Origin of the sequence: Bartonella clarridgeiae ATCC 51734 (assembly GCF_000518185.1) — a bacterium.
GTDB lineage: Bacteria > Pseudomonadota > Alphaproteobacteria > Rhizobiales > Rhizobiaceae > Bartonella > Bartonella clarridgeiae.
The window spans coordinates 164640-182139 of record NZ_KI912397.1; the positions used below are offsets into that span (position 1 = coordinate 164640).

The 17500-nt window shown below is 37.8% G+C and carries 6 protein-coding genes, 3 tRNA genes, 2 rRNA genes and 1 pseudogene (1 of these 12 running past the window's edge); 3 read left to right on the forward strand and 9 right to left on the reverse strand.

What is annotated here, in order from left to right; all coding sequences use genetic code 11:
- Window positions 1–1700, reverse strand: a pseudogene (locus tag T420_RS07090) (hypothetical protein); the annotation flags it as partial.
- A 1343-nt stretch (window positions 1701–3043) separates the two neighbouring features.
- Window positions 3044–8296 carry a Vomp family autotransporter gene (locus tag T420_RS0106210; RefSeq protein ID WP_013545430.1) on the reverse strand — a complete coding sequence of 1751 codons (5253 nt, stop codon included), beginning with the start codon at window positions 8294–8296 and terminating at the stop codon, window positions 3044–3046.
- 1316 nt (window positions 8297–9612) lie between these two features.
- Here T420_RS0106210 and T420_RS0106225 point away from each other — a divergent pair.
- Complete coding sequence (locus T420_RS0106225) at window positions 9613–10659, forward strand: YopJ/AvrA family T3SS effector serine/threonine acetyltransferase (RefSeq protein ID WP_013545432.1); 1047 nt, start codon at window positions 9613–9615, stop codon at window positions 10657–10659.
- Window positions 10660–11316: 657 nt separating this feature from the next.
- Here T420_RS0106225 and T420_RS0106230 read toward each other — a convergent pair.
- The 3 genes from T420_RS0106230 to rplU form a co-directional block, all read right to left on the reverse strand.
- Window positions 11317–11406, reverse strand: a tRNA-Ser gene (locus T420_RS0106230).
- Window positions 11407–11470: 64 nt separating this feature from the next.
- Window positions 11471–11740: a 50S ribosomal protein L27 gene (gene rpmA / locus T420_RS0106235; protein ID WP_013545433.1), complete on the reverse strand. Its 270-nt coding sequence runs from the start codon at window positions 11738–11740 to the stop codon at window positions 11471–11473.
- Window positions 11741–11752: 12 nt separating this feature from the next.
- Window positions 11753–12232: a 50S ribosomal protein L21 gene (rplU, locus tag T420_RS0106240; RefSeq protein ID WP_013545434.1), complete on the reverse strand. Its 480-nt coding sequence runs from the start codon at window positions 12230–12232 to the stop codon at window positions 11753–11755.
- 312 nt (window positions 12233–12544) lie between these two features.
- Here rplU and T420_RS0106245 point away from each other — a divergent pair.
- A tRNA-Ser gene (locus T420_RS0106245) sits at window positions 12545–12634 on the forward strand.
- 68 nt (window positions 12635–12702) lie between these two features.
- Here T420_RS0106245 and T420_RS0106250 read toward each other — a convergent pair.
- Window positions 12703–13473: an N-acetylmuramoyl-L-alanine amidase gene (locus T420_RS0106250; protein ID WP_013545435.1), complete on the reverse strand. Its 771-nt coding sequence runs from the start codon at window positions 13471–13473 to the stop codon at window positions 12703–12705.
- A 644-nt stretch (window positions 13474–14117) separates the two neighbouring features.
- On the opposite strand from T420_RS0106250, the gene T420_RS0106260 reads away from it, so the two are divergent.
- Window positions 14118–15209 (forward strand): TIGR04086 family membrane protein, encoded by a 1092-nt coding sequence (locus T420_RS0106260; protein WP_013545436.1) that lies wholly within the window; start codon window positions 14118–14120, stop codon window positions 15207–15209.
- A 364-nt stretch (window positions 15210–15573) separates the two neighbouring features.
- Here T420_RS0106260 and T420_RS0106265 read toward each other — a convergent pair.
- The 3 genes from T420_RS0106265 to T420_RS0106275 all read right to left on the reverse strand — a co-directional run.
- Window positions 15574–15650 (reverse strand) — tRNA-Met (locus T420_RS0106265).
- 88 nt (window positions 15651–15738) lie between these two features.
- Window positions 15739–15853: ribosomal RNA gene (gene rrf, locus T420_RS0106270) — 5S ribosomal RNA — on the reverse strand.
- 100 nt (window positions 15854–15953) lie between these two features.
- Window positions 15954–17500: ribosomal RNA gene (locus T420_RS0106275) — 23S ribosomal RNA — on the reverse strand (it continues 1267 nt past the right edge of the window).

The window sequence follows — 17500 nt, forward strand, 5'->3', positions numbered from 1 at the left end:
TTCCAACCTCCTTTATTATTTTCTGCCAATTCTTTGACTTCTTTCAACTGCTCAAAATTAACAGCATCACCGTCTACAGTACCTCTTGCCATTCCAGCGACTTTTTTACCTCCGGCCCTGATTCCATCCACCCCTATACTTACACCAGGGTTTATACCGATATGTCTTTGAAATGCTAAGCTGTCTTCGGTTAAAATAGTCTCTCCTAATTTTACGCTCTTGACAGTAATATCCTCTGCAAGTCCTAAGACTATACGTTGACCTTTGCGCATATGATCTTGACCTGGGCGCATGCTACCTTGATCTTCTATACCAGTCAGAACAGCTTTAAGGTTGTCATCAGTCTCAAAATTGAGAATGCTCCCTGAACCAATATCTACTGGAGACATTTTTTGAACAGAAAGCTTCCACCCCCCTGCATTATCTTTCGTCCATTCTTTCAAGGCTTTTAACTGAGCAACATTCACAGCATCAGAATCTTTAGTCCCAGCCGCTACGTTTATAATCTGTCTTGTACGAGATACAGGTCCAGCACCAACACTCACTGCACCTTCGGTACTTATCCATACCTTATCTTTCTTGTCTGTAACTCCTCCCGTTATAGGGTCATAACCGGCAACACCTCCTTCAACATCTGCAATAGAACCCCAACCTAAAGCAACACCGCTTTTTGCTTCAACTCTAACATCAGAACCTAGAGCCACAGCGCTAAAGGCATCACTTCTTACTGTAGCGTTATATCCCAAAGCAATAGTGTAGCTAGCTCCTGCATTTGACGCAGTACCTATAGCTATTGCCAGATCACCAAAACTTTTAGAACCAGAACCTATGGCAATAGAAGACATACCTGAAGCCCTAGCACCAGATCTAGTCCCGATCTCTCCGGTCTGAGTGTTATAGATTCCTGTTGCTTTTTTGCCCACTGCCAACAGTGCTTCCCCTGTTCTGGAAGCTCCCTCACCAAACTCTCCGTTCTTAGGGAGTAAATCTTCATTTATTATAACATTCCCTTCTGCATCTGGAGAGAGTATAATTCCTGAATGTTTTTCGCAAAATAAACCATCTGGACAAGGCCCAGATTCCCAAGTCTGAACACCGTTCCAAGAAAGACCACCATTATTACAACCTATGAATTTAGGATAGTTATCGCAGATACTTTTCCTTTCTTTAGCAGAATTAACGAGCTCTATAAAGGTTACTGGATTATTTCTCACTAGAGAAAGATAACCAGCATTAGGCATAGCATTTCTACCATCAGCAGTCCAAGGAGTAGATTGAAGTACTAAACTCTTTTGATTAAAGCTAACAGGCCAGCGATCCATGATGAGCTGTTCATAATTTTTTTCGGTTATCCTTTCTGATAAAATCGCTTTTGTTGAATTTAATAAATTAGAGATAACAATATTATCTGCAGTATGGTAACGATCACCCACAGCAATACTGCCATGACTTTTTGAATTTCCATAGGTAGCATTTAGAGATATTCTATTAGGATTCTTGGTACCTTTTAAGTTTGAAGCTACCATTTCCGTTGGAGAAAAATTTGCTGCAACAACAGGTGAAACACTCGATAAAAGCGCTGTCATCGCTGTTCCTAATGAAACAGCTTTCAACAAAGGTGAACGATAAGGAAAAGAACGACCTTTTAAATTATTTACCTTTTGTGTTGAACATACTTTTTTCATGAAGAAATTCCTCAATAAAAATTAAAAATAAATTTTAGACATCAAAAAGACATATTTAGACATTACCAAGCATTCTGAAATGATATTTGCAATTGTCATAAAAGCTGTATCCAGTGAGAAGGTTTTTTCAAACTGTAGGTAGTTTTTTGAAGAGATGGTTTTTGTGTGGGAATGTTATGCATCGATTCTATAAACTCCTAGGAGATGACATTAAAAAGACATATTTAGAGTGTATTGAGAGGGAGAGGGGTTTGTTTTTGAATAAAGCATAGGGAAATCTTTTTACGGTATTTATATTAGGTTCTAGGTTGGCTGTGTGAGAGTAGTTTGTTTCTGTAATGTTTGTGTGTTTGCGTTTGCGAGTTAAAAATGCGAATTAAAAACATACAATGGGGTGTTTTATTAATGTCTTTATGTATGTTCGGTCTTCCTGCATAAAGCACAGGGAGTAAAATTTCAAGTGTTTTTTTGTTTTTCTTCTTATTTATTAGGTTTTGATTTAGATATTTATTTAGATATTTAGATGTAACATCAACTAGTTAAAGTCAGCAGTTACTATAATAAAGAGCGAATATTATTTATTATGGTGGGTGTTAATTTGAATATATCATTTGATGTGATGTTAGTTTTCAAAATACTTCATTAGGGTAAGCTTAGAGGCTTTCAAACTAAGTATTTGTTGTTTGTTTCATATCTTCATTATAGTTTAGTTTAAATTTCGCATGGGTGTAATCTAATTTCAGAATCAGTACTTTTCATCTTCTTGGCAGTTATTTTTTGAATTATTGAAGAAGTTTTTTGTATAATTAATCAGCATCATTTGAATTTGAACTTTTCTACTATCATACACTGTATTGTCTATAATCAATTACAACAAAAGCACTTGTATCACCTCCTGTTAAAGTGGTCTGATTAGTTTTTTTGCCCCTCGCATCTTTGTCATACTAAACAATATCTGGCCAACTGAATGCTCAAATTTTTATTAACCTTATCTTCAAAAGCGTCAATTTTTTGATTTGTCTTCTAAGATAGCATCAGTAACAGGCACCGCTAAAGCCTAACTCTATTTGACCATCTACTACAAAAACTGTTTCTTTGTAAAAAAACAAAGTGATTCATAGCAGTAAAAATTAAAAAGTGTAGATCATGTATTTATTATTAATAAAACTACAAAATAAACTTTATCAAATGTAAATATTGTTTTATTAGCTTTACATATATTCATCAAAAAACTGCGCCCTTCCCTCAAAAATGAGAAAAAGACGCAAAAGAAATTTAACAAAATTATCTGTCTTTGTATTAAAGATTAATGCATTTTACTAATATCAATACATGGTAGTTATAATTGAGTCTCTATATTAACGTAACTGAACCGGCAAGGTAAAGCTCAATCCTGCACCAATACCCCAATGACCTCCAGCACCCGTCACAGAAACATTAGAGCGGATATTCCCATTTATGGATGTATAACCAGCACCAAAAGCAAGAGCAGATTGGCTGCGCCATAAACCACTTCCAAATGCAACACTTAAAGCACCAGGAGTATCATTATACCGCAAGTTAGAGACCGCTAAACCAATCGCCGCAGCTTGTCTCGCTTCTTTTCGTGTTTCTTCAATGCCATAATTTAAAACATCAAACTTCATATCCGTGTAGTCTTTTGCCTTATCTACAGCATCGTCAATAGCATCTACAACAATATTATTGACCTTTTCATCTGTATATTTTTTCGCATCGTCAAGAACAACCTCCATCTGTTGCTTGGTGTAGTCATGCAGCTGACCACCATTCACCGCTTCTTTCGAGCCTTTTTCGATCTTGCCATCTGCAACATTGTCAATAACAACAGGCTTCCCGGCATCACCTCCTGCTAAAGTGATTTTATTGGTTTTCTTGCCCCTCGCATCTTTGTCATACTGAACAGCCCCCTCAGCCATACCGTTAATCTTGTTTGATATATTGTCTACTTTATTTTCAACATTGGTAACACGCTGGTTGGTATCCCAAAGTTGCCCACCATTGACTGCATCTTTCGAGCCTTTTTTAACTTCACCATCCGCAACATTGGTAATCTTACCATCCTCACCGTCTCGGCTTGCATCATAGGCCCCTATTTCTTCACTCCATCTTAAAGCATCTGGATCAAAACCACCTTGTCCACCTTGATTTTCAATCCTCTTAATCCGATCATTTAAAGCAGACATCCCGACATTCACACCAGCAAAAGCATCAGCAACATTATTATAGCTCTTTTTGGAAACTGAACCGCCACGATCAAACCCATAAACCGTAAAAGTAGGATCTATCCATTGGCCATTCTTATATTCAGCACCGCCACCAAAATAAGAAGCAAACTTACTGTTCGTCTTGAAAAGCTGATTCCCTGTAATGGCATCTGTCGAATTAACAGCAATTTCTCCATCTAAAAGAAATGTCAGTCTGCTATTTTTTTTTGCTTGTCCCTTAGAACGATGAAGCGCAACAAAAGCTTTTTCCTGATCACTCCACAACAAAGCATCGCTAGAAAAATTGGCAATCTTCTCATTAAAGTCATTAACCACATATTTGATGTGCTCATTCACATTTCTGATACTCACATCAAGTCCTGCAAAAGCAGAACCAACATCATTATAGACCTTTTCTTGTGTCTGTCCTTCTGTCGTCACATACGATAAAATATAGCTTGGACGTGTAAAAGCACCATCGTTGAATCTCGTGCCACCACCCAAAATATTTGCAATATCGTTAGATAGCCTATTAATCTGCTTTCCATTAACAGCATCGCTCGATTCACTAGAAATTTTACCATTTTTAACATTATGAAGAGCAACCGGTTTATTATTCTTACCACCTAAAGTAATATTCTCATAATCAACGTTGCCATCCAACTTCTTATCATAAAGAACCGCAGCAACACTGAAAAAGTCAAAATTTTGAGTAATATCCTTCAAACTCTGATCAAGTTGATCTTTGTTAACAGCCTCATTACCTCTTACAGCAGCTTTCACACCAGAAAGTGTCCGATTTTTCCCTCGTCCTTCTGAAATATCAATCTTAGTACCGCCTCTTCCTTTACCAATGGTAATAAGTTGCGTATTTATGTCTTGCTGAACAAGATTATTCTTTGTAATTTCAGATATTTGATTATTAATCTGCGTAATAGAATTATCAACTCCAGCAAAAGCAGCGCCAACATTATTATATTCAGACCCATTAACAGTATAAGTCGGAGCTTTGCCTTCTAGAACATTTGCACCACCACCTAAATACACTGATGTATAAATTGCAACTTTTGATAAATCAACTTGAAGATTCGTTATATTTGTCTCTGCTTCTTCCATACTATAGTTGAGTTCTTGAACATCTTGATTCGTCTTCCAGAGCTGTCCACCATTAACTGCCTCAGTCGACTTATCAAAGAGCAACCCATCCGCAACACCAGAAATCTTCCGTTGTTTTTTTACATTGTTTAGGATACTAATTTCATTACCATTCACATTTTTCCCAATGGTAATAAGACCCCTACTCGCCTCTTGCTGGACAAGACTATTTTCCGTTACATTGGATATTTTATTATAAATATCCGTAATAGAACCATCAACACCGGTAAAAGCAGAGCTAACATCGTTGTATTTAGAACCATTAATTACATAAGTCGGCGCTTTACCACTCATAATATCTGCATTACCACCAAAATATTTGGATGCATTTTTCGCAACAGTTATTATGTCTTCTCTTACCTTATCAACACCATCATTTAACTCCTGAACACTCCGATTCGTCGTCCAAAGCTGCGAACCATTCACTGCATCCTTTGATTTGTCAGAGAGTATTCCATCTGCAACACCAGAAATCTTTCGCTCTCTACCCACACTGTTTTTAATATTAATTTCAGTACCACCTGTTTTCTGACCAATGGTAATTGGACTCATATTTCCATTTTGCTGAACAAGATTATTTTCCTTTAAATCAGATATTGTTTCGTTAATTTCCGTAAAAGCAACATCAACACCTTCAAATGCTGAACCAACATCATTATAGGTAACTTCATTAATCAAATAATTCGGAGCTTTACCCTTCAAAACATCTGCATTACCACCAAAATACTTTGATGTATTATCTGAAACTGTTAATATATCATTTCCAATTTTAGTTATATTTTTCTCTAAACCTTCAATCTCATCATCCAATTTTGCAACTTTTACATCAGTCTTCCAAAGCTGTGCGCCATTTACTGCCTCAGTAGATTGTTCAGTAATCGCTCCGTCCAAAATACCAACAATCCTCCGCTTTCTACCTGCACTATTCTGAATATTAATTTCAGTACCAGTGACGCCTTTACCAATGGTAATGGTATTCGTGCTTTCGTCTTGCTGAACAAGACTATTTTCCATTAAATTATCTATTTTATTATCAATAGTCTGAACGTAATTGTTAACACCTTCAAACGCTGAGCCAACATTATTATACTTAGACCCATTAATTATATAAGTTGGTTCTGTATCATTAAGAATATTTGCACCACCACCAAAAAATTTTGATGTATTTGTCGCAATTTTCGATACATTATTTGTAACATTGGCTATATTTGTTTCTATATTATCAATATCCTGATCTAACTCTGAAATTTTTTCATTAGTCTCCCAAAGCTGTCCACCATTTACTGCCTCAGTTGATTTTTCAGTAACAGCTCCACCCGAAACACCAATAATCTTTCGCGACTGATTTGCACTGTTTATAATATTAATTTCATTACCACCAGTCTCCTTACCAACAGTAATCACATCTGTCGCTGAATTTTGCTGAACGAGACTATTTTCTGTTATGTTGGATATCTTTTCGTTAATCTCCGTAAAAGCAACATCAACACCTTCAAATGCTGAACCAACATCATTATAGGTAATTTCATTAATCACATAATCTGGAGCTTTACCTTTCAAAACATCTGCACCACCACCAAAATATTGTGATGTATTTTTCACAACCGTTGTTAAATTATTTTGAACCTGAGTTATATTTGTTTCTATACCATCAAGATCATTCTCCAATGATGAAACTTTGTCATTAGTCTCCTTAAGCTGAGCACCATTTATTGCCTCGGTTGATTCTTCAGTAACAGCTCCACCCGAAATACCAGAAATCTTCCGCGATTGACTTGCACTGTTTATAATATTAATTTCATTACCATCAGTTTCCTTACCAATAGTAATAACATTGGTCGTATCATCCTGTTTAACCAGGCTATTGCCTGCTATAATAGTATTTTTGACTTCATTGAGCTGACTAACATTCACTGCATCTTTTAACAAAACCCCATCTGCTACTCCTCTAAGAGTTTTATTTCCAGCAGAAATACCGCCAACAGTCATATTCGGACCACCGGTAATAACAAAACCAACATTGCTTACATTAGCCAATCCTGCTACTACGCGGCTTACTGTAATAATCTCGCCTAACTTAAATTTTACATTATTGTTACCATTGCTGTTGTCTTTTACAACCTTGATATTTTCATCTTCCCCTGAAAAATCTACAATACTACCTGCCCCAATATCTACCGCATTTCCACTATTAACAGAAAGCTGCCAACTTTTCGTTGCCAAGTCTCTTAAGGCTTTCAACTGCCCAACGTTCACTGCATCGGTCTCTTGAGTCCCAGCTGCTACTCCTACAATCTGCCGGGTTTGCCTATTCTCAACATTCCCAATACTAACTGCACCTTTAGTACTTCTCCATACAAAATCACTACTTGCCGAATTAGCATCAGTTTTAGGATCATAACCAGCAACACTATGAGGAGTCACTGCAACAGAACCTCCTCCCAACGCAACACCATTTTCAGCAGTCACCTGCGCATCACTGCCAATAGCAACCGAAGACGTCGTACTAGCCACAGAATTATATCCCACGGCAACTGCCCCATCAACATTATGTGCATGTGCTTTTGTCCCTAAAGCAACACTATTTAAACCTTCCGCCTTTGCAAGAGCACCAAAAGCAGCTGCGGATTTATCCGTTGCTTCAGCTCCAACCCCCATGGCAACACTTGCTTCCCCAGTTGCAAGAGAAGAAACACCAAAAGCTTGTGCTCCACCAGCCTTCGCAGTCGCACCCGCACCAAATGCTGTAGAATAATTCCCCGATGCATAAGATCCACAACCCGTTGCAAAAGAATAAACACCAAAAGCTTCGGGCATAGCATCCGCAATACCACCCGTCGCCGTCCCCATATAACCAACATTACCAGTTGTTACACCTTCACTAACCCAAATAACCTGTTCTGTTGAAGAACCATAAGGATTCCGACCAGAAAACTTTTCGTTATTAATAAATCTATTATATTGTTCTTCTGCAGTTATTGTATTACCAGCTCTTTGAGCACCACCACGACCAGCAACATTATCAACACCACAATAATTATCATCACCGGTAAAAACAATACTACCATGGCTCCCCTTTGCATAAGCAGAACTAGGAGCATTTGAGCTTTTATTAGTCGCTCCTGTTATTGCAACATTAGCGGAAAAAACAGGAGAAACACTCGATAGAAGGACAGACACTACTGCTCCCAATGAAACCGCGACGATATTTGGTGTTGAAACTTTTTTCATAATAAACCCCTCAATAAAAAACACATTCAATGCTAAAAACAAAGCTCAGTCACAAAAGAAAGCAAAAGAAATCCCTTCGCAAAACCACTCTTGCGCAATAAACATTTCATAAAAAACTAGAAGCCAGCTTGCCGATGCTGAAATCTATTGTGGCATCATTCTAAAAACACTTGATATCACAAAAGACTCAAAACCTTTCCACCCCAAAGTTTTAAAATGAATCAACAAAGAAAATTTGAAATCATTGTATTCTCTCTATCAGAGAGCAATGCGATCCTTCCTTCGATAACAACAACTTTTAATAAAGAACAATTTGTCCTTTAGATGGAGCACATAAATAAAATGGCAAGTATATCAATGAATATTTTTTCTTAACACTCAAAAAAATCATTTTAAATCAATTTTTTAAAAATATTTTTACAATACGTCATATCCAAAATATACATTACAACCACAATAATCATATATTGATAGCTCTCAAAGCAATTTGGAAAAATGGAAACACTTGTTCTCCAAATGCCCCAAAGAAATTGTTTCCGTGTCAAAGAAATACTTTCTGTATCAAAAATACAAATTATAAAAATTGAGCAATCATTCAGATTATATCTAACTATCAAATTGTCGAATGATGTGATAAACGGGTATGACAATATTATAAAGAATATACGGTCAATACTTACTGACCTTAAAATTGAGGAGAATAAGTTCAAAGAAATTCCAAAAACTCCAAAGGACATCAATTAATCTGCTACCATCTCCCCAAACCTGAATGTTTAGTCCCTATACCTGGTAAAGCATTGCTTTACGCACAAAAATAATTAACTGTCGGCAAGAGTCGGAAAGGCAAGTAGCTGCTTCATAAATAAATCTCACAAACGCATTTAGAAAATTCTCTTACGATTAAGCAACCTTCTTTTAAAAGTATCAATATAAGATTTAAGAAATGAGATGAATAACACTCAAGCTAAAAAAGCAAAAGCACTTGAACATCTAAAACACCCTGATGATTTTTCTGGTCTCATTAAAATAGCAAAAAAATAGCAAAGATATCGAAGATACGACCAAAAAGGACTTCACAAATTAGTTTCACGGTTAAAAATATTCCATACATCTTAGAATAGACAGAGAGAACAGAAACTATAAAGCTTTCATTAAAAAACAAAATAGGTTTTAGCAAGCTCTATAGTGAAAATTGCTTAGATTTAAAACATGACTTCATTTCTTTCGCTTTTCATGGTGCAGAAAGTTAATGCAAAACATCTTTTAGCCCGAAAAAACTATTATCTTATGCGTGATTATTAGAATGGAGATTAATTATGCCTAAATCAAAAAGTTCAAGAGACCAAGCCAGTAGTCGAATTCAAACCAGTCATGCAAGTGCAGCTAGTGCCCTAAATGAAGCTAGTGGTGCAAGTGCAGCCAGGGGTCCAATTCAAACCAGTAGTCCAAAACCAACTAGAGACTCCAGTCAAGCCAACAATCAACAAAGTATTGACACATTAAACTTAGAAGAGATTCTAGCACGTTTGGAAGCTAACGAAGAGACAGAAAAACCAAGTATCTTATTCAGTAAGGAATCAATACAAAGTATTATTACAGATTTAGAGAGTGACATTACTAATAATAGCTTCGTCAATGCTAATTATGCACATATAGATCTCACAATGATGCCTCGCCTGGTCGAACATGAAAATAGTCAATATCCAGAGATGAATCTTCAATTCACGATGAACCCTGAAAGCCTTGTTAAATCAATACAAAAAGCAATCACTCGTGGAATTTCATCCTCCAAGTTTCTAGTTGGTATAGAAGGTGAAGAACCCCATTTTGGGATACTTGATCATCAGACCATTAATAACAAAACATCCTTGATATTGTTTGAATCTACAAACTTCACGAATATGAATGCACAAATACTGGGATTGACAATTAAATCAATCATTGAAGATTCTCAACTACCTTATTGTTATTTTTCCATGGCAGAAGTTAACCTTCAAGAAAGCTCCTCTGAAAGTGGAATTATAAGTTTGGTTTTTGCGAAAAAACTTCATCTCGAAGCCGAGAAATTAAAAGTAATGCATAACGATAATATTAGAGGTATTTTATGTAAACAAGGAGCTGCTTTATCTTATCAAACAGTGGATAATTACCTTCCAGGTGTTTTTTATAAACACTCACAAACTGGAAGACGTATCACTAAATATATGAGAGCAAATCCGGAGTATTCCAATAAAAGCGTGAACAATAAAGATGAAATTCTTCCTCATAGGTTTGATAGATATTCAGTTATGTTGGAAGATAAAGTTGTATCTTGTTCATCACAAAAGAAAAGAATTCAAAAATATAAATCTCTGATAAGATAAATATAAATCTCTGATTAAGTTATCTGTCACTCCGTAAAATTTTGTTTTTTATAGCGTTGATATAGGATGTGTTCAATTTCATATTAATCAGAGATTTTTTTGCCCAATATATCAATGATATGATGCTCAAGCTTGCACAATAATAGTCGCTATAAGTTAAGAAAGTAACAAAATTTATTGCTGCATATCTTTTTAAAAGATGAGGAATTTTTTTTAACATTCTATTGGAAACATCTTTGAGCTTTTTACAACTGGCACTACTACTTTTGATAGTTCATAAATAGCAGGCTAGGTTAAAGTAGACAATAAAGCCAAAAAGTGATTCTGTATACGTGTACCGTTCTCTTTACGTTATATGACAAGCGAAGCTTCGACTTGTATCAGGTGATCTCAAATATAAAGACCTTATCAATTCGGCACAACAAATTTTGAAAAGTAATAAATACAATGAACGCTTATGTAGTCAGAAACATACATAAAATCTGATACCTAAAAATAAAGTTACAAAGATAAAAAGCCCACAAAAGAAGAAAAAACTCAAAGCTTGATTTGTAGTGCATTGTAGAAATAAATGCAAAAATCCTAATCCCTTACTTTTATTATTTTGCATGATCAGAAATAAATAAATCAGTATCTTATGTGCATAAAGAACTCTACTGGCGGAGAGAGAGGGATTCGAACCCTCGATATGATTTCTCATATACACGCGTTCCAGGCGTGCGCCTTCAACCACTCGGCCACCTCTCCAGAGGCTTGCAGTATACCTAGAAAGAAATATAACGTGCAAGCTAAACTCTATATTTATTCTAGCTTATTTTGCTGTTTCTGCCATAGGAATGACTGAAACATAAGAACGGTTATTCGCTTTTTTGCTGAAAGAAACTATTCCATTTGAAAGCGCAAAAAGAGTGTGATCTTTTCCAATACCAACATTATTACCAGGATGCCAACGTGTACCACGCTGACGAACAATAATGTTTCCAGCAATAACAGCTTCACCGCCAAATTTTTTAACACCAAGACGTTTTGATTCTGAATCGCGACCATTACGCGAAGAACCTCCTGCTTTCTTATGTGCCATGACTGTTCTCCTTTAATCTTTTTCACTTTCTGATTTCTTAGGAGCTACCTTTTTCGACGTAGCTTTTCTTTCAGTAGTTTTTTTAGCAGTTTTGCTAGGAGAAGCAGAAGCTTTTGTTTCTTTTGATGCTCCTACTTTTTTGTTAACGGACTTTTCAGTCATCTTTTGGGTTTTTGAACCACCACTTGAAACTTCTAAAATACGGAGTGTCGTTAATTCTTGGCGATGACCACGAGTACGCTTTGAGTTTTGACGACGACGTTTTTTGAATGAGATAATTTTACGTGCACGCCCCTGTTCTACAATTTCAGCTGTAACTAGAGCATCTACAACAATAGGCTTACCGACAGTTACGTTATTTCCCTCATAGACCATCAATATGTTGTTTAACTCAATAATATTACCCACATCACCAATAATTTTTTCAACTTTTATGATCTGGTTTGCAGTAACATGGTATTGCTTCCCACCAGTTTTAATGACTGCGAACATTTTTTATCCTTTCGTTCGATCCAGCTCTTATTTTACTTTATCAATAAGAGAAAATAGGCTGCTTTTTATCAGTCGTAACGGTTTTAAAAGGCATAGCAAACACCTATCAAAACACAAATATGCGCAGATTACTCTACGTTCACACATAAACATATATGCTAGAATTTCTATTCTATGTCAAGAAAAGCCAATAAAAAAGCAAAAAAGGCTTGTATTCAAAGAAATTGGAGATTATCAAGCTGTCATTAACTGAAACTATAAAATGAACAAAAATTTATCACATTCTAAGTTATGTTATTCGTCTGAATAAACGGAGAGATGGCTGAGTGGTCGAAAGCACCGCACTCGAAATGCGGCATAGAGGCAACTCTATCGGGGGTTCAAATCCCTCTCTCTCCGCCAAATGTCAATAAAATTAACATCACACACTTGCTATCGCAGTCCCAAATATTTTAATGAAATAAGCTAAACTATTTTAATGGAAAATACTTGTCTACCAATGCATAAAGAATCGCTGCTGTTTCAGCATCCAAAACTCCATCATAATTGCTTTGCCGAAAATGAAGCTGAAATGCTCGAATTAAAACCTTGTATCCACTTTCCGTCTCTGCAATTGAAGTGTCATATCCATATTGCTTAAATTTATCAAGAATATCTTCTTTAGCAGGAAGGCTCTTACAAAACTGAGATTGATAGCAATCCTTTAATTCATCATCATACCATGCTCCTATGCCTGCTGTATAAAGCTCTTTCCAGGGAAACGCTGCACCTGGATCACTTTTTCTACCAGGAGCAATATCACTGTGACCAACCACATTTGTTGGCGTAATATCCGGATAACGTTGTAGAATATTTAAGGCGAGTTCTTTAACCGCATCAATTTGCATAGGATTATAAGGAGGAAATGTAAATATTCCATTATTATTAGTCACTATACTGACTATTTCAATTCCAATAGACGTATCATTCAGGTTATTTCTCTTAGCCCATGAGCTAACACCCGCATGCCACGCACGTTCATTTTCATCAACTAGATTAAAAATACGCATATCTTTAAATCCTGCTTCAATATACGTCTTCTCAGAAGGATCAGGAACAAGATAGTGTGAACTCACCTTAACACCTGTAAGTGCTGCCACCGATTCTTTAAAATCAATTGCAGTGTAGTGCATTACTAGAAAGAAAACACGACGATTAAAGCTTTTTATAGAACGATAACTATTATAATCAATTTGATACATAGCAAAACTCTTCCTTTTTGTTTAATTCACTCGTACTATTACAATTGGCAATAGACTGAGTACAAAATTAGAATTCGTGCTACTCTTGAAAATTATTGATATACAGCTTCAAACATATGATCAGATTTATAGTATTTGAACCCAATCAGATAATTATAACATACGCAATATGTATCAACAAAAATACCTCTTCCCTTATTTTTACAAAAAGAGATCTCAAAATCACCCATTAAATATCTGCTCTTTATTAAACTACAACACTGCTCTCTGTTGTTTATCTAAATAATATATAGTCAAATTTACAACTTCGACTCTCTGCAGTCCCTTGGGCTTAATCAATACCAAATAACACTCACTCAAATAGTTTTCTAAAAAAACTTCATGACAATTTTTTGACCTATTTTTATGAAGTTTTAAGATTTTTTTCTGTAGGGTTTAGCGTATGGAGGCTATCAGAGTTTATAGTTTTATTTATTGAGTATTTTGTTAATTTTTGATTTGAGGTTTATTTGTTTTTTATTTTTCCGTTTATCGTCTGATTGTAGAACGACTTTTGAAAGCTTTTGAAAGCTTTTTTTTTATTTTTTGGGAACTGGATTGGGTTTAGCTCATTTTATGTATCAGATTTATTGAAGGAGAGAGATATGGAAACGCGGATCCCGACGAAGCATCCCTTAGAAAGACATTTTACAGGCGCATTTTCTTTAGAGACAGAGACTTGTCACTATTCCCGTCCCTGTTTATCTTGGTCATCGATCTTTGCTGGTTTACTAACGCTTTTAGCGACATCGGTGTGCTTTTCCTTTTTGTTAGCAGCCTTAGGCTTTGGTCAGATGAGTTTTTCTTCTCCCTTTTCTCTAGAGCAGAGCTTTTTCTCTGTTGGTGTTAGTTCGATCCTTGTTCTTTGTCTGAGTTTCAGCTTTGGGGGATATATTGCTGGTCGCTTTGCCAGTCACTCAGGAGCCCTTCATGGTTTTTTGACCTGGGCCCTTTTTATGCTTTTGGTGGCGATCCAAAGTACAGTTTTACTTTCTGGAGCTGTTCATTTAGGGGCTAAGACTGTTTCTGGAATTGCTTCTGCTACGGGACAAGCGATCAGTGGCTTGGGCTCTGAAGGTGGAAAGCTTATTTCCCTCACAGAGGGTAAAAATTTTGAGAATTTTTTCAACGACAAAAATAATGCTCTGTTTGATTTTAACAAACTCAGCAATGACTTACAGGCTCTTTTAAACAAGAGCGATATTCCAGCCCTTAACCCGGATAATCTCTACAATGCTTATAGAGCATCACTCAAAGATATTCGTTCTACAATAACATCTGTTAAGCATGACCCTTCTAACTATCGTCTTTTGGTTAAACAGCTTGGAGAACGCCTCTCGGATCGTGTTAAAAAGCTCAATACCCAAATTGATCGTCGCGATGTCATCGATGGCTTGACCAATAACGGCATGTCACAAGCTGAAGCAGAAAAGACTGCAGACCGTGCAATTGATATTTATCAAACAGCCAACAAAAAAACCAAAGAGGCTATTCAGTCCTTGAACAAACAGGTAGATACTCTCTCGCACAATGTTGATAAAGTGGTCAAAAATAGCCGTCAGGTTGCGGATCAAGCCATTGGCACAGCTTCTAAGATTGGATTATGGAGTTTCTTTGGTAGCCTTCTTGGTGCTTTCATTACTAGCATTTCTGGATATTACGGTCATAAAAGACGTTGCCATTCTTACAAATTTTAAACACTTTGATTTTGAGACAAAAGAGGCTTTTCAGCAGGCAAAAGCTCTACGAATAATAAAGAATGGCTTTCTAAAACTGCACCGCACGTGCAGTTTTTTTGTTGAAGATCCTTTTATTTTGAGATCCCTAGAGCCTCCTCTTCTCATGAGGCATATTGCACTCAGAGATTAGGCAAGCCAGTTAATATGGCACAAAGAAGGATGCACCATTTTTCTTTGTCCCTAATTAATGCTCAAGCGATCAAGGAAGATGAAAGAAGGAGTAAGAAGTCTCTTTTTTTGTCTGTTTTGTTTATTATACTTTAGTTGAAGATATTTTTAGGATTATTTTTGTGTTTTTGTTTGTTTTGTGAAGGATGAAGATTGGTTGCGGGGGCAGGATTTGAACCTGCGACCTTCAGGTTATGAGCCTGACGAGCTACCGGGCTGCTCCACCCCGCGTCATTGAAGAATTGTTGCCGAGATAATACGACGATTTTTAGATGTTTTTTTGAAGAATGTTGAAGCATTATTTCTATGCGCTTAGCAGACCTGGCAGCGACTTACTCTCCCGTGTCTTAAGACAAAGTACCATCAGCGCTGGAACGTTTCACGGCCGAGTTCGGGATGGGATCGGGTGCAGGCGCTCCGCCATAACCACCAAGTCAGCGAAGAGCATAGAAAGAAAGAGAAGTTGTCTCCCATGTTGATTTGATTTGTTTTAAGGTGATTTGATTTGTTTTAGAATGAATAGAGGGAATGAGAACGATCAAGCCTATCGAACGATTAGTATCAGTAAGCTTCATATGTTACCACACTTCCACACCTGACCTATCAACGTGGTGGTCTACCACGGTTCTCAGGGAATACTCGTTTTCAGGTGGGTTTCCCGCTTAGATGCCTTCAGCGGTTATCCCGTCCGTATATAGCTACCCTGCTATGCGGCTGGCGCCACAACAGGTCCACCAGAGATACGTCCATCCCGGTCCTCTCGTACTAGGGACAGATCCTGTCAATATTCCTACACCCACGGCAGATAGGGACCGAACTGTCTCACGACGTTCTGAACCCAACTCACGTACCGCTTTAAATGGCGAACAGCCATACCCTTGGGACCTGCTCCAGCCCCAGGATGCGATGAGTCGACATCGAGGTGCCAAACAACCCCGTCGATATGGACTCTTGGGGGTCATCAGCCTGTTATCCCCGGCGTACCTTTTATCCGTTGAGCGATGGCCCTTCCACACGGGACCACCGGATCACTATGACCGTCTTTCGACTCTGTTCGACTTGTCAGTCTCACAGTCAGGCAGGCTTATGCCATTGCACTCAACAAACGATTTCCGACCGTTCTGAGCCTACCATCGCGCGCCTCCGTTACTCTTTAGGAGGCGACCGCCCCAGTCAAACTACCCACCATACACTGTCCTGGATCCGGATAACGGACCGCAGTTAGACATCCATGTCGATAAGGGTGGTATTTCAAGGACGACTCCACAAAGGCTAGCGCCCCTGCTTCAAAGTCTACCACCTATCCTACACATATCGCCACAAATGCCAGTGTAAAGCTATAGTAAAGGTGCACGGGGTCTTTCCGTCTAACCGCAGGAACCCCGCATCTTCACGGGGAATTCAATTTCACTGAGTCTACGTTGGAGACAGCGGGGAAGTCGTTACGCCATTCGTGCAGGTCGGAACTTACCCGACAAGGAATTTCGCTACCTTAGGACCGTTATAGTTACGGCCGCCGTTTACTGGGGCTTCAATTCAATGCTTGCACATCTCCTATTAACCTTCCAGCACCGGGCAGGCGTCAGACCCTATACATCGTCTTGCGACTTCGCAGAGCCCTGTGTTTTTGGTAAACAGTCGCTACCCCCTGGTCTGTGCCACCCTTTAACGGTTGCCCGCTAAAGGGCCACGCTTCTTCCGAAGTTACGCGTGCAATTTGCCGAGTTCCTTCAACGTAGTTCTCTCAAGCGCCTTAGTATTCTCTACCTGTCCACCTGTGTCGGTTTCGGGTACGGTCTATATGTGGGAGCTATTTCCTGGAATTGCTTCACTGCAAAATCAATCCAATAAGACCTTACAATTTACGCAATCCGTCACTTCCCACAGGTCCACGAATATTAACGTGGTTCCCATCGACTACGCCTTTCGGCCTCGCCTTAGGGGCCGACTCACCCTGCTCAGATTAACTTTAAGCAGGAACCCTTGGACTTTCGGCGAGGGAGTCTCTCACTCCCTTTATCGTTACTCATGTCAGCATTCTCACTTCCGATACCTCCAGGAGCTCTCACGAGTCTCCCTTC

Excerpts from the sequence above, each read along its gene's own strand:
- rpmA (WP_013545433.1), bottom strand. The coding sequence starts at position 11,740 with ATGGCACATAAGAAAGCAGGAGGTTCTTCGCGTAATGGTCGCGATTCA.
- T420_RS0106225 (WP_013545432.1), top strand. The coding sequence starts at position 9,613 with ATGCCTAAATCAAAAAGTTCAAGAGACCAAGCCAGTAGTCGAATTCAA.
- rplU (WP_013545434.1), bottom strand. The coding sequence starts at position 12,232 with ATGTTCGCAGTCATTAAAACTGGTGGGAAGCAATACCATGTTACTGCA.
- T420_RS0106250 (WP_013545435.1), bottom strand. The coding sequence starts at position 13,473 with ATGTATCAAATTGATTATAATAGTTATCGTTCTATAAAAAGCTTTAAT.
- T420_RS0106210 (WP_013545430.1), bottom strand. The coding sequence starts at position 8,296 with ATGAAAAAAGTTTCAACACCAAATATCGTCGCGGTTTCATTGGGAGCA.
- T420_RS0106260 (WP_013545436.1), top strand. The coding sequence starts at position 14,118 with ATGGAAACGCGGATCCCGACGAAGCATCCCTTAGAAAGACATTTTACA.